The sequence below is a fragment of the Paenibacillus sp. FSL P4-0176 genome (genome assembly GCF_037975265.1).
Classification (GTDB): domain Bacteria; phylum Bacillota; class Bacilli; order Paenibacillales; family Paenibacillaceae; genus Paenibacillus; species Paenibacillus amylolyticus.
The window spans coordinates 2,843,337-2,866,930 of sequence record NZ_CP150242.1; the positions used below are offsets into that span (position 1 = coordinate 2,843,337).

General features: G+C 45.7%; 23 protein-coding genes and 1 pseudogene. 20 read left to right on the plus strand and 4 right to left on the minus strand.

The features are described 5' to 3' along the window. Positions 1-112 precede the first annotated feature (112 nt). The 5 genes from MKY95_RS13235 (at position 113) to MKY95_RS13255 (ending at position 3,843) form a co-directional block, all read left to right on the plus strand. Positions 113-466, plus strand: coding sequence for a DUF3243 domain-containing protein (locus MKY95_RS13235; RefSeq protein WP_036609024.1), 354 nt, complete (start codon positions 113-115; stop codon positions 464-466). A gap of 657 nt (positions 467-1,123) precedes the next feature. After that, positions 1,124-1,690 carry a hypothetical protein gene (locus MKY95_RS13240; protein ID WP_083669781.1) on the plus strand — a complete coding sequence of 189 codons (567 nt, stop codon included), beginning with the start codon at positions 1,124-1,126 and terminating at the stop codon, positions 1,688-1,690. Positions 1,691-1,846: 156 nt separating this feature from the next. Next, on the plus strand, positions 1,847-2,704 hold the full coding sequence (gene cyoE / locus MKY95_RS13245; RefSeq protein ID WP_076318604.1) for a heme o synthase: 858 nt from the start codon (positions 1,847-1,849) through the stop codon (positions 2,702-2,704). 426 nt (positions 2,705-3,130) lie between these two features. After that, positions 3,131-3,613: a tetratricopeptide repeat protein gene (locus tag MKY95_RS13250; protein ID WP_076318605.1), complete on the plus strand. Its 483-nt coding sequence runs from the start codon at positions 3,131-3,133 to the stop codon at positions 3,611-3,613. 32 nt (positions 3,614-3,645) lie between these two features. Then, positions 3,646-3,843, plus strand: a complete 198-nt coding sequence (locus MKY95_RS13255; RefSeq protein WP_076318606.1) for a hypothetical protein — start codon at positions 3,646-3,648, stop codon at positions 3,841-3,843. Positions 3,844-3,889: 46 nt separating this feature from the next. Here MKY95_RS13255 and MKY95_RS13260 read toward each other — a convergent pair whose 3' ends face one another. Beyond that, on the minus strand, positions 3,890-4,765 hold the full coding sequence (locus MKY95_RS13260) for a LysR family transcriptional regulator (RefSeq protein WP_339199121.1): 876 nt from the start codon (positions 4,763-4,765) through the stop codon (positions 3,890-3,892). Between the two features lie 165 nt (positions 4,766-4,930). Here MKY95_RS13260 and MKY95_RS13265 point away from each other — a divergent pair, with 165 nt between their 5' ends. From MKY95_RS13265 to MKY95_RS13310, 10 genes are all read left to right on the plus strand, one after another. Next, positions 4,931-5,878: a DMT family transporter gene (locus MKY95_RS13265; RefSeq protein ID WP_076318658.1), complete on the plus strand. Its 948-nt coding sequence runs from the start codon at positions 4,931-4,933 to the stop codon at positions 5,876-5,878. Between the two features lie 187 nt (positions 5,879-6,065). Then, positions 6,066-7,097 (plus strand): LacI family DNA-binding transcriptional regulator, encoded by a 1,032-nt coding sequence (locus MKY95_RS13270; RefSeq protein ID WP_076318659.1) that lies wholly within the window; start codon positions 6,066-6,068, stop codon positions 7,095-7,097. 247 nt (positions 7,098-7,344) lie between these two features. Next, complete coding sequence (locus MKY95_RS13275; RefSeq protein WP_076318660.1) at positions 7,345-9,894, plus strand: glycoside hydrolase family 2 protein; 2,550 nt, start codon at positions 7,345-7,347, stop codon at positions 9,892-9,894. 166 nt (positions 9,895-10,060) lie between these two features. After that, positions 10,061-10,630 carry a hypothetical protein gene (locus tag MKY95_RS13280; protein ID WP_076318661.1) on the plus strand — a complete coding sequence of 190 codons (570 nt, stop codon included), beginning with the start codon at positions 10,061-10,063 and terminating at the stop codon, positions 10,628-10,630. A 77-nt stretch (positions 10,631-10,707) separates the two neighbouring features. After that, complete coding sequence (locus tag MKY95_RS13285; protein WP_081745906.1) at positions 10,708-11,412, plus strand: response regulator transcription factor; 705 nt, start codon at positions 10,708-10,710, stop codon at positions 11,410-11,412. Beyond that, positions 11,409-12,449 (plus strand): ATP-binding protein, encoded by a 1,041-nt coding sequence (locus tag MKY95_RS13290; protein WP_076249627.1) that lies wholly within the window; start codon positions 11,409-11,411, stop codon positions 12,447-12,449. The genes MKY95_RS13285 and MKY95_RS13290 overlap by 4 nt, the downstream gene beginning before the upstream one ends. Before the next feature lie 34 nt (positions 12,450-12,483). Further along, entirely contained in the window at positions 12,484-13,209 is a 726-nt protein-coding gene (locus MKY95_RS13295; protein WP_256721291.1) for a cytochrome c biogenesis protein CcdA, read from the plus strand. Between the two features lie 18 nt (positions 13,210-13,227). After that, the gene (locus tag MKY95_RS13300; protein ID WP_076318663.1) at positions 13,228-13,794 is read left to right on the plus strand and encodes a redoxin family protein; all 567 of its coding nucleotides are present in this window, start codon (positions 13,228-13,230) and stop codon (positions 13,792-13,794) included. Positions 13,795-13,810: 16 nt separating this feature from the next. Beyond that, complete coding sequence (msrB, locus tag MKY95_RS13305; RefSeq protein WP_076318664.1) at positions 13,811-14,899, plus strand: peptide-methionine (R)-S-oxide reductase MsrB; 1,089 nt, start codon at positions 13,811-13,813, stop codon at positions 14,897-14,899. Between the two features lie 236 nt (positions 14,900-15,135). Continuing rightward, a complete protein-coding gene (locus MKY95_RS13310; protein WP_339199130.1) occupies positions 15,136-17,046 on the plus strand; it encodes an AraC family transcriptional regulator in 1,911 nt (636 codons plus the stop codon). Between the two features lie 137 nt (positions 17,047-17,183). Here MKY95_RS13310 and MKY95_RS13315 read toward each other — a convergent pair whose 3' ends face one another. Together MKY95_RS13315 and MKY95_RS13320 are read right to left on the minus strand one after the other, a co-directional pair. Further along, the gene (locus MKY95_RS13315) at positions 17,184-17,855 is read right to left on the minus strand and encodes a hypothetical protein (RefSeq protein ID WP_076318666.1); all 672 of its coding nucleotides are present in this window, start codon (positions 17,853-17,855) and stop codon (positions 17,184-17,186) included. Positions 17,856-17,899: 44 nt separating this feature from the next. After that, complete coding sequence (locus MKY95_RS13320; protein WP_076318667.1) at positions 17,900-18,421, minus strand: hypothetical protein; 522 nt, start codon at positions 18,419-18,421, stop codon at positions 17,900-17,902. Between the two features lie 228 nt (positions 18,422-18,649). On the opposite strand from MKY95_RS13320, the pseudogene MKY95_RS13325 reads away from it, so the two are divergent. From MKY95_RS13325 to MKY95_RS13345, 5 genes and pseudogenes are all read left to right on the plus strand, one after another. After that, positions 18,650-19,327 (plus strand): annotated as a pseudogene (locus MKY95_RS13325) (SOS response-associated peptidase). Between the two features lie 187 nt (positions 19,328-19,514). Next, entirely contained in the window at positions 19,515-20,645 is a 1,131-nt protein-coding gene (locus tag MKY95_RS13330) for an NADH-dependent flavin oxidoreductase (protein WP_339199134.1), read from the plus strand. Between the two features lie 137 nt (positions 20,646-20,782). Beyond that, positions 20,783-21,550: a DeoR/GlpR family DNA-binding transcription regulator gene (locus MKY95_RS13335; RefSeq protein WP_047842629.1), complete on the plus strand. Its 768-nt coding sequence runs from the start codon at positions 20,783-20,785 to the stop codon at positions 21,548-21,550. Between the two features lie 20 nt (positions 21,551-21,570). Continuing rightward, the gene (locus MKY95_RS13340; RefSeq protein ID WP_036608858.1) at positions 21,571-22,029 is read left to right on the plus strand and encodes an OsmC family protein; all 459 of its coding nucleotides are present in this window, start codon (positions 21,571-21,573) and stop codon (positions 22,027-22,029) included. A gap of 58 nt (positions 22,030-22,087) precedes the next feature. Continuing rightward, on the plus strand, positions 22,088-22,678 hold the full coding sequence (locus MKY95_RS13345) for a DUF2062 domain-containing protein (RefSeq protein ID WP_036608856.1): 591 nt from the start codon (positions 22,088-22,090) through the stop codon (positions 22,676-22,678). Here MKY95_RS13345 and MKY95_RS13350 read toward each other — a convergent pair. After that, entirely contained in the window at positions 22,656-23,585 is a 930-nt protein-coding gene (locus tag MKY95_RS13350; RefSeq protein ID WP_036608854.1) for an AEC family transporter, read from the minus strand. The two genes, MKY95_RS13345 and MKY95_RS13350, sit on opposite strands and share 23 nt — an antisense overlap. Between the last annotated feature and the right edge of the window lie 9 nt (positions 23,586-23,594).

Consider the following 23,594-nt stretch of genomic DNA (forward strand, 5'->3'; position numbering starts at 1 on the left):
AATTGAACGTACTGATTAAACTTCTGCAATACGTTTATATTATAGATAACCAATGAGTATTAAGTTTAAAGCTTGAAACCAATAAACAACTATTATGCAGGAGGTTATTCAGATGAATGAAGAAAATCATGTAATCCATAAAGATGGCCAAGTTTCAACTGACAAGGTGGACAATGCAATTGAGAAGATTGCGCCGGAAGAAAGAGAACAGATTCTACAGAACTTTGATGCGTTCAAAGAATACCTGGGTAAGCGAATTGCCATGGGAGAATCGATTGGACTAAGTGAGGAGCAGATGGCCAAAATTGCCGAGAAAGTAGCGGATTATCTGGCAGCTCGGGAGGAACCCCGTAATCGTGAAGAAAAACTGCTGCAGGAGTTGTGGAATGTTGGCAAGGAAGATGAACGTCACATGCTGGCTCATATGCTCGTTCGTTTGGCACAAAGCTCCACACCCAATCATTAAGATTAGCATCTATGGGTAAGCATAAGAAATATTTTGAGCAGGTCTTCAAACCTGCCAAAAACCTGCCAAAAACCTGAGCGTAACTCTTGAACGTATCTGGAGCAGGGCATAGAGCGGGGAGCGCTAACGAACCTGTGACGTCTTATTCAAGGGTTTGAAAGTCCCGCAGCAATCTAAGGAATCTGACACACGTTATATTGGTATAAACAGCCGTTAATAGCGTGTTTTCAGGGAATTCTGGCAAATAACGTGTCTCATGTTCCTTACAAAATAAAAGGACCGCCAGAAGACCAAATAAGACGTCCTCGATTCCTTAGTTATCTGGACCATTCGTCAGGACTAGGTAGCTTGGACTTCAAGATGTTTGGGACACAGACATCCTTCAACGTATCACTTGCCTGAGTTTAAAAAACGCACCCTAATAAATAACCTCTGAATGGCGATGCCTTCAGGGGTTATTGCCGTTTACGGAGAATACAGACAGGAGTGATGACGCACATTGTAACTATTTTTAATCTGGCTGATACTTTTATAATCCCTGTTCGAAGTATGATAGGAAAAGAAAGAACGTTGGAATCGATAGTTCACATGAGCGTTTGAGAAGCAAGACTTCCGGTTAAGGAATAGTAACGTTCATATTAAGGAGAGATGTTACCTATGAAGAACGCGACAAAACAATGGAAACTAGGAATGATCGGTGCAGTTGTTGCTTTACTTGGTATGATTGTGCTGACTACATATTTACTTACCCCTGCGAATGCTCAAGGTAGTACGGACGCTCAACAACCTTCTGCGAAAGAAGCTCAAGTTGCAAACTCCGAGATGTTTACAGCCTATGTTGAAGGTATGCATATAGAAGACGGCAAATTGTTTATGACAGTGGACAAGATTGGCTGGTATCAGGGTGAAGAGGCCGATGCGATTTTTGCACAGCGCAATCCGGAAGCAGGTATAGACGGTGCTCCAGATGGTTACTATATTGTCAACGATAGCAAAGAGCAGGAACAAGTTGAGGTTAGTGCCAATGCTGAAGTATTGATGCAGTTGTATGATCGGGATGGTACGATGCAGGGCGCAGACATTCAGTGGAATGAACCTGTGGCATTATCCAAGTTCGAATCGTTGTATGAGAATACTCGTATTCTTGATCTATCCGTATTCCCGTATCATCTGACGGTGCAGGACGGAAAAGTTACTAAAATTGTGCAACAATACATCCCATAAAATAAGATGAAATTCATCATCAAGCATTCCTCCTGTTCATTGGAACGGTGAGGGATGCTTTTTGGTTATGACAAATTCATGAAAGCGATTGTAATTAATGGTAGGTACATGTATCATTATAGGAATGGCGTTTTTACATAGTTCAGGAGGAGCCTCATGCTTAAAGACATGATTGCATTAACTAAGCCCGGACTTCTAAGGTTAAATGTGTTTGCGGTGGCGGTAGGATTCTGGGTAGCTTCAAAATGGGATATCAACTGGTTATCTCTGCTCATGGTCGTGATTGGATCAACTTTGGTTATTGCTTCAGCTTGTGTTATCAACAATTATTGGGATCGTGAATTGGACCAAAAGATGGAGCGCACCAAAAAAAGGATGGATTACATTAACCATCTGAAGCCAGGGTTTGTACTTGGCTATGGCATTATCCTTGGTGTTGTGGGACTAGCAGTACTATTTTTCCTGGTGAACCCGTTATCAGGCTGGATGGCACTACTTGGGTGGTTCGCTTACATCGTGATTTACACGATGTGGTTGAAACGCAGTTCGACGTGGAGCACGTCACTGGGTGGAATTGCAGGAGCAATGCCGCCTGTCATCGGTTATACGTCTGTAACCAATGAGATTGATGCAGGTGCCTGGCTGCTGTTTGCACTATTATTCTTGTGGCAACCACCACACTTCTGGTCATTGGGTATTCGCCGGGTAGAGGAGTATCGTGCTGCTGGCTTCCCGTTGTTGCCAGTGGTTAAAGGGGTGAAACGCACCAAGTTTCAGATGATTCCTTATGTTTTTCTGCTGCTTCCTGCTGTATTTCTGTTGTATTATTACGACTACGTAGGTCTGGTATTTCTGATTGTATCTCTGGTCGGTGGACTGATCTGGTTCGTACATACACTTAGCGGACTGAAGACACAGGATGATGAGAAGTGGGCAAAAGTGAACTTTCTGATCTCGGTGAACTATCTGATGCTCGTATTTATTGTCATGGTAGCGAATACGGTATGGTCTTAATTAGGTGATGAACAGATCATTTTCAGAGAGATTTTAGCTTAAGCTATATAAATTGAACTAAACATTTACACAAAACGGAGAGGACAGAAAGAAGCTGAAGAAGCGAAAGCGTTCGCCTAAAAGCTTTCTGAAAGAAAGCTGCATCGAAAGCATACGCTTATCCCCGGATTTTCACCTTTGTTAAAATGATTCGAAAAATCCGGGGATAACAGCGATCGGAAGGTTGTTCTGTCATCGAAGTGTCCAGTGGAAATATGCTTTAGTCCATTTTTTATAACAGGCTGCATCGAATGAAAAAGCACACGATGGAATAGCGTTTGGACAACCTTGAGTTGTTACAACATATTCTCTGGGGTGCTTTTTTGGTATAATAAAACAATTGAATTATATAAGTGGAAATTATAACGCAAGATGGGAAGTGACAGCATGAGTAATTTGGAACAGGCCGTGCGATGGAGACAAGAAGGTAAGGTGCAGGAAGCGATTGAACTACTGCAAGAGATTACAGTCCAGGAACCCGAGAATGCAAATGTCTGGTATCAGCTGGCTTGGGCACATGATTCGCTTGGATTGGAGCGGGAAGCTGTCCCGCATTATGAGAAGGCACTAAGTCTTGGTCTTTCTGATGAGGACAGAGCAGGGGCGATACTCGGACTGGGCAGTACATATCGAACGCTTGGACAGTATGAGCAGGCGAAGGTTTGGTTTGAAACGGGTATGAAAGAATTCCCAGCGTACCGGGAATTTGAGGTTTTCTATGCCATGGTGCTATATAATCTGGGTGAACATGCACAAGCGATGCAACGACTGCTCGTGCAACTTGCGGACACATCAAGTGACAAGAGAATCAATGACTATAACAGAGCAATCCGTTACTACGCAGATCAGCTCGATCGGGTGTGGGAATAGATCGAATACACAGAAAAGGGAGAGATGGATGAATGAACTCCAATCAAGATCTGAAACAGGTAAATGAAAGGTTGGATCAAATTGAGCGAAAGCTGGATAACCTGGGAGGCAGTCAGCAGAACAAACGCTCACCTGGCGTGCGCTTCCTGATTGGTTTTGGCATCACGATTGCGATTATATCTGTACTGCTGCTGACTCTTGGTGTTATCCAATTTGTGAGTATCGGATAGGAGAAAAAGGATCATACCGACAAAGGTAGTGATTCTCCACATTTACTTACATAGCCTGGCCAAGCCACTGTTGCACCTCTTCAATGAACCGCCGCGTAGCGGGCGATAGATTGCCCAAAGATGGGCAGGCCATGCCAATCGTACGATAAGGATCTCCAGAGAGTGGCACGAGCGCGAGTGAATCGGTATGATTTTGAAGAACCATTTCCGGAAGCAGGCTGATACCGAGGCCATTACGGACCATCGCCATAATGGCTTGATCCTCGGCTACTTCATAGACGACATTGAGCTTGGCCGCATGCTGCCGGATCAGTCTTTCAATCTCGTTATCTCCACCCCACTTGGGCAGAATAAAGGGTTGCTCCAACAGAATATCAAACGAAACAGACTCCTCTGAGGCCAGAGGATGATCAAGAGGCAGGATACACATCATCCTGTCTTTTTGCAATGGGATCGTCTCAAAAGGTGATGAATCGCCGAGAGATAGAAATCCGAGATCGATGGCACCTCCAGCTAGCCAACCCTCAATCTCAGCATAATCGCCTTCCCACAGCTTGATCTCAATTCCGGGATGACGCAGGCGAAATTGTTTCAGGATACCAGGCAACCATTGTGTGGAGACACTTGCGAAGGTACCAATACGCACCGTACCAATCTCCGCGCCGCGAATGAGGGAGATTTCCTGGTTCATCAGTTCCGTCCAGCGCAGAATCTCACGTGTGTATCCCAGAATGCGTTCCCCTTCAGCGGTAACCCGCACACCGGAGCGGCTGCGATGGAGCAGGGAAAAACCACATTCTGTCTCCAGACTGGCGATGGCATGGCTGACTGCGGATTGGGTGATGTTCAACGCTTCTGCCGCTTTGGTGAGACTGCCATATTCCACAACGGTATTCAAAATTTCGTATTTGATCAGTGACATGAATGGTTCCGTTCCTTCCCATTTTTGATGAATGAATTTATTTCATATAATACATTATAAATATTCATTTTTATAATGCAAAGAGATCGTTTATACTTGCCAAGGCGAGTTAGTTTGACGCACGATCACACAGCTCAGAATACATAGAATGAAGGTTGAAGCAAGATGAATGGTGTACAGGTTAATCAAGGTCAGACAACAAGAAGAGCGGACATACAGATGCTGCTCGCAACGGTTATATGGGGATCTTCCTATCTGTTTATGAAATCGGGTCTGGAGTCCATGCAAGAATTGAATCTGGTCGCATTTCGTTTTGGAATTGCCTTTATTGCCGCAGGACTTCTTTTTCATCGGCGGTTGTTTAACATGGATCGCAGAACACTTGTGGCAGGCGCTATTATGGGGACAGCTTTATTCGCTGCATTTGTATTTATCACCTATGGTGTGCAACGAACAACGACATCCCAAGCGGGATTCCTGATAAGTTTGGCCGTTATTTTTGTACCGATCCTGACGACGATCCAGCATCGTCGTATGCCGGATAAACGATTGACACTCAGTATCCTGGTTGCCGTTACCGGGCTTGGCTTGTTGACGCTTCAGCATCAGCTTAGTATGCACATGGGAGATATTCTGTGCATACTAGCAGCACTTGTGTATGCCATCTATATCATGATTGCTGGCAAGTTCACACCGAAGCATGATCCGTTAACATTAGGGACAGTTCAATTAGGTGTTGCAGCGATGTGGGGAATTGCAGCTACATTTATGCTGGAAACGCCACGTATGCCCGATACGGCTGAATCCTGGGCAGCCATTCTCGGGTTAGGTGTTTTGTGTAGCGGCTTGGGGTATATTCTGCAGACACTCGCGCAGCGTCATGCCTCTCCTACCAGAACAAGTCTGATTTTTTCACTCGAACCACTGTTTGCAGCAGCCTTTGCATTTACCTTTCAAGGGGAATCGCTAACGTTGCAAGGGTATGCGGGAGCAGCTTTGATGTTGGTCGGTGTTCTGATCACAGAGATCAAACTTCCACAGCCTATCTTCTGGCGCAGAAAACGCCCGGTTTTACAGTCGGAACTTGGCGATCAGGGAGTATCAGGCGTATAATTGGGGGACAAGGGTCCTTTCGTCATCTTCTATGGAAGGTGGGGAGAGGGCCTTTTTGGTTATGTCGCACACCTTGTGAAACAGATAAACTACTACCTAACAAAAACAGAATAACATAACCTTGTTTTGTTGATTTTTGTTTTTTATGCTACACTGAATGGAAAATTAGGAAAAACGGGTGAGTAGGATGGCCAAAAGAGTAACGATGCAGCAAATTGCGGATGCTGCGGGGGTGTCCAAATTCGCTGTCTCCCGTGCGCTGACGGGCAAGCCTGGTGTGAGTGAGCATACACGCGAGATGATTGTCAGAACGGCGGGGCAGCTTGGGTATTTCAGAACTGAGCCTAAGCGTTATCCGGGGGAGACACAGATATCAACGGAGATGAAGCCAGAAGCGGAGCGACAAGGCACCATATTGATTTTGTTTCCCAACATTCGTTCTCAGAATCGAGCTTCCTTATACTGGGGGCCTGTGTTTGATGGCATTTCTGAGAGGTTGAATGAGAAGGGGATGGATATTTTAACTCTGACAGAACCCTCTTCAGATCGGATGTTCTCGGTCCTTAATCCCGAAGCAATCAGCGGAGTCATAACCGTGGGCACCATCTCGACATCGGTATTGCTGGAGATTTACAGACTGCGTATTCCGCTTGTCATGGTGGATCATGAAGACCCTGCCATATACGCAGACTCGGTTTTTACGGACAATATGAAATGTATGAAAGAACTGGTTCTCATGCTCGTTGGTAAAGGGTATAGAAGGTTCCAGTTTGCCGGACAACTGCCCGATGCAGCAAGTTTTAAAGAACGCTGGCTTGGATATCGTATGGTGCTGGAAGAGAAACAGTTGGAGGGGGAACAGCAAGACGGCTTGCTGGGACCAGAGTATGATGAGATCCGGAGATCCATTGCTGAAATGGAGCTGGAGGATATCCCTGAAGTTATCGTATGTGCGAATGATCATACGGCTGTTATTGTCCTTGAAGCACTTCGAAGCCGAGGTGTTCAGGTACCTGAACGCTGTGCGGTAACCGGGTTTGACAATACGCAGACGGATGAGCCTATTCTCGCTTCGGTACATATAAACAAAGAGAATCTGGGAACGAGAGCAGTAGATCAGCTATTGTGGCGGATCAAACACTTGGATGAACCTTATGAACGCAAGCTGATCTATTCGGAATTAATTATTCGTGATGAATATAACGCTAGTATACTGTAATGGGATATGGATTTACGGGCTCATTTTAACAATGATCATACGGGTAAATGAAATGAGGTGAAAGACATGGAGAGGTTAGAGCTTCATGTCTTTTTGTTATGCAGAGATTGTTTAACAAATTAAATCACAAAACAGATTGACTATAAGAAGCATATCGTGTTAATTTTGTTTTGTAAGTTATTTGTTTTTATAATAACAAAACCTAACAAAATAATATTTACCAACTCTAACAACAATGGAGGCTGTCATGAGCACAATACAATCACATGTTTTTCAGAATTGGACGTTCAAGGCTTGCGAAGATCAAGAGTGGATGCCGGCTCAGGTGCCCGGCTGTGTGCATACAGATTTGCTGAAGCTGGGCAAGATTCCAGATCCTTTTTATGGAACAAACGAGAAGGAAGTACAATGGATTGATAAGATAGATTGGGAATATCAGACGGAATTTGACGTTGCCGAAGGGTTGTTCTCCCAAGAACATCTGGAACTGGTGTTTGATGGTCTGGATACATATGCGGATGTGTATGTGAATGATGTGCATGTGTTATCAGCAGATAATATGTTCCGGGTATGGAAGGCAGATGTAAAGTCTGTATTGAAGGGGAACGGCAACATTCTTCGAATACGTTTTCGGTCACCAATTCAGGAAGATCTGCCGAAGCTGGAGAAGCTCGGATATGCATTACCTGCATCGAATGATCAGTCCGATGTTGGTGGACTTGGCGACAAGAGAGTAAGTATTTTTGCACGTAAAGCCCCGTATCACTATGGTTGGGACTGGGGGCCGCGTTTTGTAACCAGTGGGATCTGGCGTGAAGCACGTCTTGAAGGTTGGACACAGGTACGAATCAATGATGTGTATATCCAGCAAAATGAAGTAAGCGCTACCTCAGCTTCATTAACTGCTGTTGTGGAAGTCGAGACATCACAAGCGGTAGATACGATTATTCGTATCGGCGCAGATGGACAGAGATGGGAAAGATCCGTATCACTACAACCCGGAACTCAGACTGTGGAGATTCCAATCTCCATGGATGAACCGAAACTGTGGTGGAGCCGTGGGCTTGGTGATCCGCATATGTACACCTTCCTTACCGAAGTGCTTCAAGGTGAGCGAGCTGTGGCTGAATCTACAGTGAAGACTGGGCTTCGTTCCATTCGCTTGGTACGTGACAAAGATGAAGCAGGAGCATCCTTTTATTTTGAATTAAACGGGGTTGCGGTCTTTGCCAAAGGGGCCAATCACATTCCAAATGATAGCTTCATCACTGAAATTACTCATGAACGTTATCGTCATGAGATCGTATCCGCAGCCGAGTCCAATATGAATATGCTGCGCGTGTGGGGTGGCGGAATCTATGAGCAGGATGTGTTCTACGAACTGTGTGATGAATACGGAATCCTGGTATGGCAAGACTTCATGTTTGCATGCAGCATGTATCCAGGAGATGAAGCGTTCCTGAACAGTGTGAGACATGAGGCGATTGATAATGTGAAACGTCTGCGCAACCATCCAAGTATTGCACTCTGGTGTGGGAACAACGAGATTGATTCGGCTTGGGCTCACTATGTTGAGAATGGTGGCTGGGGTTGGAAAAAGGAATTTACTGCCGAGCAGCGTGAAAGCATCTGGGCCGATTACGAAGCCATCTTCCATGATCTGCTGCCAGAAGTCGTTGAAGCGTATGCGCCAGGTGTGGATTACTGGCCTTCCTCACCACTGGTATCACTGACAGGGGATGAGACGCAACATGCGCACCCATCCACAGCTGAAGGGGATATCCACTACTGGGGCGTGTGGCACAATGTAGAACCATTCGAAAACTACAACGTGCATGTGGGTCGTTTCATGAGTGAATACGGATTCCAGTCTTTCCCGGAGTACAAGTCAGTACGCACTTATGCAGAAGAAGAGGATCTGGCTCTGGAATCGGAAGTCATGTTGGCTCATCAAAAGAATGGCGCAGGCAATCGTCTGATCAAACAGTACATGGATATGTACATGCATGAATCGAAGGACTTCCCATCGTTCCTGTATATGAGCCAGGTACTTCAGGCGGAAGCAATGAAGACAGCCATTGAAGCGCACCGTCGCCGCAAACCATTCTGCATGGGCACACTTTACTGGCAAATGAATGATTGCTGGCCGGTGGCTTCATGGGCAGGTATGGACTACCTTGGTCGCTGGAAAGCATTGCAATATTATGCGAAACGCAGCTTCAGCGATGTGTTGGTATCCGTAGATGGAACCAAAGAAGATACAACAGATATATATATCATCTCGGATCAATTACAACCTGTAAAAGGGCAATTACAGATTCGTTTGCTCGGGTTCGATGGAACGGTGTATCGTGATGAAACACATGACGTGACCTTGGCATCTAATACAGGTGATCGAGTGCTGTCATTACGTAACGCGGAATGGCTTGGAGGTCATGATACAGCTAACACGCTGCTGCGCCTGGATCTGAAACAGGAAGGTGCGGCGAATATCGTACAGGAACACTATTTTGTACCGTCCAAAGATCTTGCTCTGCAGCCTGCAAACATCAATGTAAGTGGGGGAGCGGATGAGAACGGCGTTCATCTGGTATTGGAAAGTGATGTGCTTGCTAAGCAGGTATGGCTATCTTCGGATGTGGAGGGTGTCTTCTCAGATAACTTCTTCGACTTGATTCCTGGCATTCCGGTGAAGGTGAAGTTCACTTCCAGAGAGGGATTGCAGTCTAATGATGTGATATCAAATCCGGGACCGATTGAGGTTCGATCCATGATTGATTTTATTCGTTTGACCTAGAAGACACGGTTGGAGTCTCTCGTAAGAGAGATTTCAACCGTTTTTTTATTGAAACCTGACCTCATTTATATATCGTAATGGTTTCGTAATACTTCGCTTAGAGAATCGTAAGCTGTCTTGCTTATTGTAATCCATGTAAGTAATAAACGAATGGAGAGTGATAAGAATGATGAAAACAAATAAGAGCAAAAAAGTGATGGTAGCAGCGGTATTGATGATGTCTATGGCCTTTTCTGGATTGGCAAGTGCTGCAGATATGAAAACGATTAAAAAGGATGGCATGGAGCTTGTTCAATTGAGACAGGCAGCGAAAATGTATGATTACAGCATAATGTGGGACAGCAAGGACAGATCTGTAACTTTGATGTATATGGGTAAAATGGACGACAAGATGATGAAAGACGACAACATGATGGAAGATGACATGAAGATGAAAGACGACAACATGATGGAAGACGACATGATGATGAAAGACGACATGATGATGAAAGACGATAAGATGATGAAAGACGATAAGATGATGGAAGATGACATGATGATGAAAGACGATAAGATGATGGAAGAAACGATGATGCCTGTGGGGAAAACGATTAAATTGTGGATTGGATCGAAAAAAATCATGGTAGACGGTATGCAAGTTAACTTGAAATCGATGCCTGTCATCCATGAAGGGAATTCGTATGCGGCTGAGTCTTTAATTAAACAGTACATGATGCCAGCCATGGAAATGAAGTAATTTAAGGGCTAAGTATCGCCATCACCATATGATATGATTGGCTCAAATGTATTTTCTGGAATATGGGGTGGGTTCGTTTGAATGAATGTGTACTTGTTGCTGATGATGATACAAATATTACGGACGTTTGTCGCAGGTATCTGGAACGGGAAGGTTATCTTGTCGTGACGGCTAAGGACGGTTTGGAGGCTATTGAGCTGTGGCGCAGCCAAACGCCAAGCTTGATTGTGCTCGACCTGATGATGCCACATAAGAATGGTTGGGAAGTTTGCAACGAGATTCGGCAAACTGAGGATGTGCCCATTGTAATGCTGACGGCCCGGGGGGAGGAGCAGGACCGTCTGATGGGACTGACGATGGGGGCAGATGATTATCTGACCAAACCATTCAGTCCGAGAGAACTTGTTTTACGTGTGAAGGCAATCCTGCGGAGAATGCGAATTGCGCAGGCATCACCTGTTACAACATCTGAATATACGATCAATTATGAAGGGCTTACCATTGATTTTACCAAGCGTGAAGTGCATATCAGCGGGCAGGTAATTGAATTGACCGTTACAGAGTTTGAGATGTTGTATTTGCTGGCAAGTCACCCGGGTCAGGTGTTCTCCCGTAACCAGATGTTAAGCAAGATTTGGGATTTTAGCTATGAGGGAGATACAACAACGGTGACTGTACATGTTCGGAGATTACGAGAGAAGATCGAAGAGAATCCTTCTGATCCAAAATATATTAAAACAGTTTGGGGCATAGGCTACAAGTTTGCGGGTGGTAGTTCATGAAACTTCGCACATACTTGGTGTTGTCCAGTCTCACGGGCATTGGCGTATTATTAATTTGTTTGTTCATCAGTTATTCCAAAATGCTGCTTACGATCGAACAATTGTATTGGTTATCGGCTATAACGGCAGGGGTAGGCTTACTTTCGTTTATTCTTCAATATTTGCTGACTAAGCCATTGGAGAAATCAATTGCGCGAATTACACAGCAGACAATACGAATTGCCGAAGGGGATTTCCATACGGAAGTCCCTCTCATCGGTACGCAGGAATTTAAGCTCCTGGCACAGCAATTTAATGAAATGAGTTCCAAGCTGAAGGAAAGCTTTGATCATCTGCATCACTCAGAAACCGCGAGACGAGAGTTGATCGCCAATGTATCCCATGATTTACGGACTCCCTTGGCATCCATTCAGTCATTCGTAGAAGCGTTGGAGGATGATGTCATTAAGGATAAAGAAACCTTTCAACGTTACCTGAACACGATACGACTTGAAACGAAGCGTTTGGGAGGGCTTATTCAAGACTTGTTTGAATTATCCAGCCTGGAAGCGCAAGGGGAGGTATTTGACCCTCAGCCTTGTCACGTTGATGAGTTGCTGCTCAGTACGTTGGAGAGTTTTTCGTTTCATCTCGCCGAGAAAACGCTGAACGTTGAAATCAATTTGCCCGATAAATTACCAGCCGCGGTCATGATGCCTGCACAAATGAAGCGGGTCCTTTCCAATTTGCTGCAAAATGCCATTCAATACTCTCCTGTTGAAGGAAAAATCATTCTGGCTGCCGAAGAAAAGGGGCCGTTTATACGAATTTCAGTTACGGATGAAGGGGAAGGCATTGAAGCGGAGGAGACTTCGCGTATATTTGAACGTTTTTATCGAATTGACAAATCACGTAGCAAGAGTAATGGGGGGGCCGGGCTTGGCCTTGCCATCGCTCAATCGATTGTGGAACTCCATGGTGGCGAGATCGGGGTTCAGAGTACAAAAGGAGAAGGAAGCTGCTTCTGGTTCACGCTTCCGATCTACGTCAGTCGTTAACCTTGGTTAATCAAACGTAGTATTTATTCAGGTGGTGAATGACTTGACCAGTGATTTGGTTTTTCTATTCGGGGTTTTTGGTGCAGGATTGTTATCGTTTTTTGCGCCATGTATTCTGCCGCTGATCCCGGTATACGTGTCTTATCTATCCGGAAGCATGGTCAACGGTACGAATCAGCAGCAGCCTGACACCCATTCGGTTCGGTTGCGGTCCACACTTGTTTTGCGGACATTTTTATTTGTTCTTGGGCTGTCCCTGGTATTTGTTTTACTCGGTTTTGGTTCCGGCATCTTTGGTAATTTGATCTCAAGTCCTGTGTTTATTGCGATTTGCGGAGCCATCGTGGTGCTTTTTGGGATTTATCAAACCGGGTTGATCCGGCTATCCTGGCTGGAACGGGAGAGAAAGCTGTCAAGCAATCAAGCCAAACGGGGAGGGTATGTCGGAGCGTTCCTGTTGGGTCTAACGTTTAGTTTTGGCTGGACGCCTTGTATCGGGCCTGTGCTGGCGGCCATTCTTGGTATCGCCGCAGGAGAAGGCTCTCCACTCTATGGCGGGTTTCTCATGTTCCTGTATACCCTTGGATTGGCGATTCCTTTCCTGATTCTGTCCGTTTTTTCGGAATATGTTATGAAGCGGATACGTCGTTTATACAGGTACATGGGTGTCATCAAAATAACTTCCGGCTGTATTCTTATTATCATGGGACTATTGTTAATGACAGACCGACTAAACAGCTTGGTGACCTGGTTTCAATAATCATTGGAGGAATTTGGTATGAAGATGGCACGAAAATGGATGGTATCTGTAATCGTATTTGCTGGAACCCTGTTGATCTTGAGCGCATGTGGATCAAAGCAAACGGGGTCATCATCAACTCCTGCATCAACATCCGATATGAGTTCATCAACCATGATGAATAAGGGCGAGACGGCTCCTGAATTTTCATTGCTTGATCTGAAAGGAAACACGGTTGGACTTTCTGATGTTCAAGGCAAGAAAGTGTATGTGAAATACTGGGCTTCCTGGTGTTCCATCTGCCTTGCGGGTTTGGAAGACCTGAACAATCTGGCTGGTCAAAACAATGATTTTCAAGTCATTACGATTGTGACGCCAGACTACAAAGGGGAGAAATCCTCCCAAGCGTTTACCGAATGGTTTGACCAACAGCCGTATGATAACATAACTGTTCTTTTGGACGAGAAAGGTGTATGGGCCAAGAAATTTGGTGTAAGAGCATATCCTAGTTCCTTTTATATTGGCTCTGATGGTATTTTAACGAAATCGCAGCCAGGGCATGCATCCAATGAACAGATCATGGAGTCATTACAAGAGATTTTGTGAGAAAGGAGGAAGTGTCATGAAAAGGACGTTGCTGGGCCTGTGCCTCCTTGTTATAGCGATAGTTGTGTCTGCTTGTGGAAACAGGGCTGAGAGCCATTCAGCTTCATCTTCGATATCCACTCAACCTGTCAAGGCATCGAGTGTCTCCGAGGAAAACCTGAGTAACCTGTACTTGGCAGGAGGCTGTTTCTGGGGTGTGGAGGCATATATGGCTCGTATTCCAGGGGTTCAGGATGTGACTTCCGGTTATGCCAACGGTGCAGGAAAGAATCCAACCTATGAGGATGTTATTCGCGGGGACCAGGGGTTTGCAGAGACCGTTCATGTAAAATATGATCCGCAGCAAGTATCTTTGCAGAAACTGCTTGAATCTTATTTTCGAGTTATTGATCCTACCAGCTTGAATAAGCAGGGCAATGATCGTGGCGTTCAGTATCGGACTGGAATATATTATACGTTGCCTGAAGATGCCAAAATCATCGAGCAGGCTGTAGCGGTAGAGCAAGAAAAATATGACCAACCCATTGTAACGGAAGTGATGCCTCTGCAGAATTATTATTTGGCGGAGGAGTACCATCAGGATTATTTGGAAAAAAATCCGAACGGATATTGTCACATTGATATGACTGTCTTGGATGACCTGGAGATTGGAATTGATCCCGCTCAATATCCACGTCCAACAGATGAACAATTAAAGGAACGATTAACAGACGAACAGTATGCGGTCACGGTAAACAATGATACGGAGCATGCGTTCAGTAACGAATACTGGGATAATGAGGAGCCCGGTCTGTATGTGGATATTGCAACGGGAGAGCCGTTATTCACCAGCCGGGATAAGTACGATTCCGGTTGCGGGTGGCCGAGTTTTACAAAGCCGATTGTACCTGAGGTTGTTACCTATACAACGGATACGAGCTTTGGGATGGAACGCACGGAGGTACGAAGCCGGGCAGGTGACATCCACCTCGGTCATGTGTTCGATGATGGTCCCGAAGATCGTGGTGGCAAACGTTACTGCATTAACAGTGCATCGATCCGGTTTATTCCGTTAGACAAGATGGAGGAAGAACGGTACGGGTATTTATTGTCATTTATCGAGTAGAGAAGTGCAGCTGACTTTATCAAAACATAATAAGGCCATAATCTTAGAACGGTTGAGATCTCTCTATGAGGGATTTCGACCGTTTTTTATTTTGCAGCATCTAACAAAAACGAAGGTAGGCTTCAAAGATGGTTGCATCATTGTTATAATTGATAATCATTATCAATTATAGGTTGGTTTTTAGTCACAATGCCAAGGTATTGTGTGTGTTTGATCGCTTAGGAGAGGGAGTTTATATGGGAATTCAGAATGACATCAAGCTGTGGGATCAGGTTCAGGTTCGCGTGCTTGATGTGCGTCTTATATCACTCGCAACACACGAGTTCATACGCAATTATGTGTTACCGACGAGTGCATTTGTGTATGTTCAAGGCAGGGGGCAGGTCTGGCTTGATGAAGAGGTATGGACTACAAACCAGTTCTTGTTGCTGCATGGGGGAAAAGGAAGACGTCTAACACTTGAAGCGACAGGGGTTATGGAGGTACATCTGATTTTGTACAAATCAACCTTGCCCTCCAATGTGCTTGTGGAGTACCGAATGATGTTGAACCAGCGTAATCCGTTTGAAGAGTCTTGGGCGACAGTGCCGGATCATACACTTGAGCTGCGTGAGCTTGTGCGGAATATACATGAATGTTGGTCAGGGCAGGAGCGAGTGGGCAAAATTCAGGTTAAAGTGTATTTTTTTCAACTGGTACAGCTTGTATTGTTACAGCGGAGTCGCATGTTTAACGAAGTTCAACAGCCTTCGCTTACCGATCAGGTTTTGCGATATATCAAAGCTCATTACCGGGAATCCATCTCACTTGATTTGCTTGCCCAGTCCTTGAGTTACAGTCCGCAATATGTATCACGCAAATTCAAGGAACAGACGGGATGTACACCGACAGAATATGTGATTCGGTTACGAATGGGTGAGGCAAAGAGTCTGCTTGCGTCCACAGAAGCTTCATTACAGGAGATTGCTGCGTATGTGGGTTATATGGACCCGTTTTATTTCAATCGTATGTTCAAAAAAGAGATCGGTATAACACCGGGGCAATATCGGTTGAAGCAGCAGGAAAACTCGAAATCAGTTTCAAAAAGTACATTAAATGCAACAAATCAATCCATTGTAACAGGAGGGGATGAACGTTATCCTTTAATTGATGATGATAATCATTATCAATATAAGGGAGATGAGGAAATCAACATGTTTAACCATTTTAAATCAGCGATTATGTCGCTTGCGCTTGTACTCACATTGAGTGCTTGTGGAACAGCCCAGCAGGGGGCAGAAACATCCGAAGTTGCGGCTGAACCCGAACAACCGGCAGTCGTGGAAACCCAAATGGTAAATACGACCTTTGGTGAGGTAGAGATTCCTGCACATCCCGAGCGAGTTGCTGCCATAGATTATCTGGGAACGGTGCTTGCTCTTGGTGTCAAACCGATTGGTGGAGGCCAATTTCTGATGAACAGTCCTTATCTGGAAGGTCACATGGATGGTCTTGAAACGATAGGGGATTCCGTTGAACAATTGATGGAGCTGGAACCTGATCTTATTATTACATTGAATCCGGACAAGGCGGCTTATGAGAAATATAGCAAGATTGCTCCGACCGTTTCGATCGCATCCATCACTTTTCCGACACTCAAGGACGAAGTGAACTATTTCGGTAAAGTCCTTGGCAAAGAAGCGGAAGCAGAGAAGTGGCTGGCTGATTTTGATGAGGAGATTGCCAAAATCAAGCAGGAGGTGCAGAGTGTTGTTCCAGCTGATGTTACATTCTCCGTTATGCAGGAATATGATCGCCAAGTCTTCATTTTTGGCAATCAGTCGGGCCGGGGAGGGCGTAACATTTACGAATTGCTTGGTTTGCAAGCACCAAAGAACATTCCATCCGAGTTGATGCAGGGCGCCTATCATGAATTCTCCATAGAACTGCTCTCCAAATACGCTGGAGATTACATTGTGCTGACCAGCAAGTCTCAGTTGAAAGACCTTCAGGCAGATCCGATCTGGGGTTCATTGCCTGCTATCAAAAATGGAAAAGTGTACATATGGACGGAAGAACAATCCTGGTTCCGTGACCCTATTGCCTTGTTGAAACAGACACAGGATCTGGCTGAATGGATTATTGGACTTAATACACCGTCTAAATAAGGAACTTCAAAAAACCGTGCCGCCCAGTTTGCTGAGCAGCACGGTTTTCATTTTCTTATGTAGGACTGAACAGTAGAGGGGATTAGCTGCCTGTACTGAGATGAAATAACAGTGTGGTGTGATTACCGTATAAGAGTTTATTCGCTCTTTTGTTCGTTCTGAATTTCTTGTAGATCCTCCAGTTGCAGTGTGAGGTCATTCTCGGGGTTTGCGCTCACAATGACTTCTGACTGTGATTGTTGCTGACCTGGCTGATTCGACTTGGCGGTAGGTTTGATCACGTAGAGACTTTGAACGGAGTTGAGCAGGCTGGCAGGGGTGTCTTCATACGTTTCCAGGAAGAGTACATAGTCTTTGGTAGGAATCAGCTTGAGGTTGTCATCATTAATAATCTCGGTGTTGCCAAGTTGTCCGCCAAGTTGCTTCACTTCAAGTTTTTCCCCGGCAGTGTAACCGCCTTTATAGGATTCAGCGACCTGAATCGTGTGAATCGTATAGATTTTGTCAAAAGAAGCTGGCTCTCCGCCCGGATCGGACGCGGGGGTTAACTCGTTTTCATTGGCAGCATCAGTAACTTGTACGATATCGTTTAAAGCTTCCACACGAGTCTCAACAACACTGCCTTTTACAATGGTATTTGCTCTCTCGGACAGGTCGCCAATGCTACCATAACTCGGGTAATCTTCAGAAGCAATAATGGTCATGGGTGCATCGGATGGGGACGCGGTAGGTGTAACAGAAGAACATCCAACAGCAGATAAAATGAAAATGGAAGAGAGAAGCAGCGTTAATACTCGATTTTTGTTCATGGACAGGAATCCTCCTTGGATTTTTGGGATAAGTTCGTAGCGGATTAGTACTTGGATTTTACGTTATTGATATCAAAAGTTTGAGGTTGGGTCATGGAATTGCGGTTACGGGAGTAAGACATAATGGAAGGACTGCTTGTTGTCGGGTTGTCACCGAGCCAGATGGAGTGTCCGAGTTCGTGGACAAATACGCTTTGAATGAAGTTGGATAAGTTGGTCGCGTCAGGGGTGATTGTGGATGCATTGAGTTCGATGCGGAAGCTTACGACTTGACTGCCGGATACGGAGGCGTAGTTGACACCATATGCTGTATTATTGAAGTTTCCTGCGGTGATGGTGTTTGGGGAGTTACTTGTTTTGGTGAATTTAACTTTGGCACCTGCATTGTTCCAGTTGGTAAGGGAAGTGTCCATGGGAGTCTGCCATGCGGCGGCGTAATTATACGTACGAATGGGGATGGTGGTGCTGGGATAACCGTAGGTCAGAAAGGTTGCCGCATAGATGGTACTGCCAAACATCGCAATCGCTGAGAACAACATGATGCTCATCAAAAATTTCCTTTTCATACTTAAAACCTCCAATAAATGTATTTTATTCTCTATTATAGTAACAAGTAATATTGGAGTTGAAATGAGTCCGAGGTCGTTGTTTTTGTCGTGAAAAACATGAAATATATCTTGATCCGACCCTAATGGTGTCAAAATAAGTCATTTCCTGTTCAATGTTCATGAATAATTTCCCTAAAATTACAAACAATACGTTCAACTTCTCATAGGGAAAGGTAGTGCTTGAACATGTGCAACCGTTTTTCATTGGCAGCCGATTTGGACGATGTCAGAGATCATTTCAAGATTCAGCGAGTGATGTATTATTACAAAAACCGATACAATATCAGCCCAACCCAGCATACGCCGATTATTTTGCATCAGGATGGTGAGCGTGTACTCGATGAGTTCCGGTGGGGGTTCATTCCATTCTGGGGGCGTGATGCCGTTAACGCAAATCTTATGACAGTACATGAGAATCCTTCCTATTACAAACTGGTAGAGACCAAACGCTGCGTCATTCCTTGCAACGGATTATATTACTGGCGGCAAGAGGGCAAAAAAAGTTATGCGGTTCGTGTTGTTATGCCGGATCGTGGCCTGTTTGGTATTGCTGGGTTATATGAGGTGTGAAGAGATACACGGAAAGAGCCGCTTCGTACCTGCACGATGCTTATGACAGGCGCAAACATGGTTACACGTGAGTTTGGCAGTAAAATGCCAGCGATCCTTTCCGAAGAAGAGATCAACACCTGGCTTGACCCGGCAAATACACGGGTGACTCAGTTGTTACCGCTATTGAAATCGTATAACAGTACAGAGATGAATCTGTATCCAGTAACCCCAATGGTCGCCAACGATGAACACGATTGTTACGAATGCGTAGAAGAGATGGATCAGAAGCTGGCTTACGTTCGGAGTTTCTGAGTATCTTTTGGATGATGTGAAGAAAATGAAGAGGGCTGAGAGTCTGGAGACACTCTGCTCTTTTTTTCCTTTCTGAAAATGAAAAGTTGCAATTGCAGTGAAACGTAACTATAATCATTACAGTAAGTGAACGCATATATTCATATATCTATTAAAAGAGATATTTATAATCAGGAGGGAACCACGAATGAATCCAAAGTTTAACCAGATGTTTGAACAAGTTTCACTACCGACTGGCATTACACTGAAAAACCGAATCGTGCTCGCTCCCATGACTCATATGTCCTCGAATGCTGATGGTACAATATCCGACGCTGAACTTGCTTATTATGCACGTCGCACCGGTGGTGCGGGCATGTCAATTACGGCTGTAGGGCATGTAACAGAGACAGGCATTGGTTTCCCAGCTCAATTTGGTGTTTATGACGACCGCTTCATTCCTGGTCTGAAAAAACTGGCTGAGACCATTAAACAACAAGGCTCCGTAGCCGTATTGCAAATTTTCCATGCGGGCCGTCTGACACCTGAACAAGCTGTACCTGCGGGTCAAGTGGTTGCTCCTAGTGCGGTTGCAAGTGAGCGTCCAGGATCTCCTGAACCAAGAGAATTGACGGATGCCGAGATTACTTCGATTATCAAAGACTTTGGTGAAGCGACACGTCGTGCAATCGAAGCCGGCTTTGATGGTGTTGAGATTCACGGTGCTAATGGTTATCTGATCCAGCAATTCTTCTCCCCGCATTCCAACCGACGTGAAGATCGTTGGGGCGGAAGTGTAGAGAAACGTCTGACATTCCCGCTTGCTGTAGTAGATGAGATTCAGAAAGTGGTTGCCGAACATACCAAACTGCCGTTCATCATTGGTTACCGTTTCTCTCCGGAAGAACCGGAAACACCGGGACTCACAATGGAAGATACGTATGCACTGGTGGATGCGCTTAAAGATAAAAACTTGGATTACCTTCATGTCTCTGTGAACGAGTTCTGGTCCAAGCCAAGACGTGGCGAAGCAGATACGCGTTCGAGAATGGAATTCATTCTGGATCGTGTGAACGGTAAACTGCCTGTTATTGGCGTAGGTTCAATTCATACGGCTGATCAGGCCGCTGAGGCGCTTCAAACGGGAGTACCTTTGCTTGCCATTGGACGTGAGCTGATTATTGAACCGGATTGGGTTGAGAAAATCGAGAGCGGACGGGAAGAAGATATTGAGACGATTCTGACCAAATCGGATCAGGAGCGTCTGGTTATCCCTGACGGATTGTGGAATGCAATCATCCACACGCCAGGCTGGTTCCCTATGGCAGAAGATAAATAAGATACACTTCAAGACTGGAATGGAGGGGGCGAAAGCTCCCTCTTTTTGCACATGGTCCAAATTCTCCTTGTCATCGCTCTGTGGTATGATGGATGAACAGGATTAACTGGATAATCAACGGTTTGGAGTGAAGGAATATGCTCGTAGCTGAACGGTATGAGAAAATAGTGGAATGGGTGGATACGCAAGGCAGCATGCGTGTGACCGAACTTAGTGAGCGCTGCGGGGTGACGGAAGAGACGATTCGTCGTGATCTGGACAAGCTCGAACAGGCGGGCAGGCTCAGACGGTCCCATGGCGGGGCAGTCAGCGTAAAATACAAGGATGAGTTACAGTCGGAGATTCCGTATCCGGAACGGGCTGTAGCGCATGCAGAAGAGAAGCGCAGAATTGCAAGCGAAGCGGTGAAAATGGTGGAATCCGGCGACCGGATTGCTCTGGATGCAAGTACAACGGCGTGGTATATGGCGGCAGGATTGCCAAACATTCCACTGACGGTATTAACCAACTCAATTAAGGTCGCTGCAGAGCTGAGTAACAAGGAGCAGATTCGTGTGATTGCCACAGGTGGGCAACTGGCTTCGAAGTCATTGTCTTTTGTAGGACCGCTGGCGGAACGTTCGCTTGATGCCTATCATGTGGATAAAGTATTTCTGTCTTGCAAAGGAGTGCATCTGACCAAAGGCATCAGTGAATCCAATGAATTACAGGCCTTGGTGAAGCAGAAAATGATCCATATTGCGGATGAGGTCATTTTACTTGCAGATTCCAGCAAATTTAACATACAGGCGTTTACCAGAGTTGCTGCGATGAGCAGTGTGGGCAAAGTGATTACAGATCAGGGTGTAGATGAAGAGCACGTTAGCGCATTGATTGAGCAGAATATTACGTGTATACGTGTGTAAACAAGAAAGGAATGAATGTCATGAAACATCCTTTTCATCTGAAAGCGGTATGGAATGGTGGGCGTAACAGTGAGGGAACAATCGATGCAGGTGGATTAAAAACGGTCATATCGATTCCGCAGGAGATGGGCGGACCCGGTACGGGAACTAACCCGGACGAGATGCTGCTGGGTGCAGCCTCCACCTGTTACCTGATCACGCTGGCAGCGATGCTGGAGCGTTCGGATATTACGCCGGATGAATTAACGCTTGAATCGGAAGCAACGGTAGATGTTACGAATAACGTATTTACGTACGAACGGATCGTACATAGACCCCGGATTGTGCTCAGCGCAGATGCCTCTGAGGCGGATCTGACAAAGGCTGAGCGCTTGGCGCATAAGGCTGAATCCTCCTGTATGATCTCCCGAGCGGTGGCAGGTAATGTCCAGATGGAGACACAGCCAGTCATTGTTATCACTGGAGCTAACGCGGTGTGATATACTGAAGAATAGACGATTCAAGTCGTCATTTGTACAAAATAAGGAGAAATTCGGTATGAACACACAGAAGCGCAAGACTAACCTCTGGGTACGTTTAACACGTGCTATGAAGCTGAATTTCCTCAAATTGTTACGTGCTCCCGGAGGTGCTCATAAAGTATCCACCGGATTTGCAATAGGGTTCGGACTGGAGCTGATCGTGATCTCGACCGCATCCCTGATATATCTCATATTCTACCCAATTGTGCGACTGTCTGGGGGTTCGATGCCAGCAGCGATTGTTGGTAACGTGATTGGAAAACTTACGTTTTTGCCTATCATTCTGATGCCGCTCGCGAAGCAGATTGGTTCCTGGATTCTACCTGCTCACAGCATGGGACAAGGACCGGTACATGAGAGTGCATTCATGGAGCTGTTTCGCGGGAACTGGTCGGCCGTGAGTGAATTGTTGCTTGGTGGACTGGATATTCTGGCAGGCATGTCCGTGTTTGGTGTCATTCTGGGTGTGATTTCGTACTTTGTCGTAAAATTCTTCTACGTCAGAGCGCTCAACCGGCGTTATGAACGCCGGTTGGAGAAACGCCGACAAGCGGATCTAGCGTCGGTGTCGCCTCCGGTACTAATCAGGAAGCCATCACAATCATAATCGGCAGCATCAACATGGATGCAGCGGTTGTCCACAGGATGCAACGGGATACAAACTGCGGAGAAGCATTGAACTGTTCAGCCAAAATAACGGCGTTCACTGCGGTCGGCATCGATGCGAGGATCAGCAGCACACTGAACAACGTACCCTCGACCTGAAGCGCGGTCAGAATCACCCAGGAGAGGATGGGCGCAGCTGCGAGACGGACCACAAGTCCGGTCCAGAAGGCTCGGCGTACATTGGGCAGCCAGGGCACTGTAGCACCTTTTGGTCTGAGCATCTGTGCTCCCAGAATGGCGAGAACGACAGGAGAGTAACCCGCAGCCATCATGGAGATGCCTCCATCGAGTGCGTCAGGCAGGCTCAGATTGGACGCACGTAGCATAATGGCGATGCCAGCAGCATAGATGGATGGCATGCGGAAAACGGACAGAATCGCATCTTTTACCGTGAATTGGGATCTTGCGGCAAAAAAGATACCTACCGTATTGACAATGATCATCTGTCCAATGACATAGACGGAAGCCTTGTCCAGTCCAAGTTGACCAAAGGCAAGCAGTACCAGCGGGAGCCCGTAATTCACGCAGTTTGTAAACGTGGAGACGAGGGTGAGACCCGCTTTTTCGCTTGCACCCAGACGGAAAACCCGGCTTAATAGCTCGGCGAGGGCCCACAGAGCAATCAGATTAATAATAGAGAACCAGAACGTGCTGGTGACGTCCGTCCAGGTAATCTCTGCATGCAGCAATGTATTGAAGATGAGCGCAGGGCTCAAAATATAAAGGGAAAAGGTCGAGAGCGACCGGGTATCCCAATTCTTAAAGCGTTTTAACAGAATACCTCCGATCACGGGAAGTGATATCGGCAGGAACACATGGTATAACGTAAGTAAAAATGAGTGAAGCAATGCAACTCA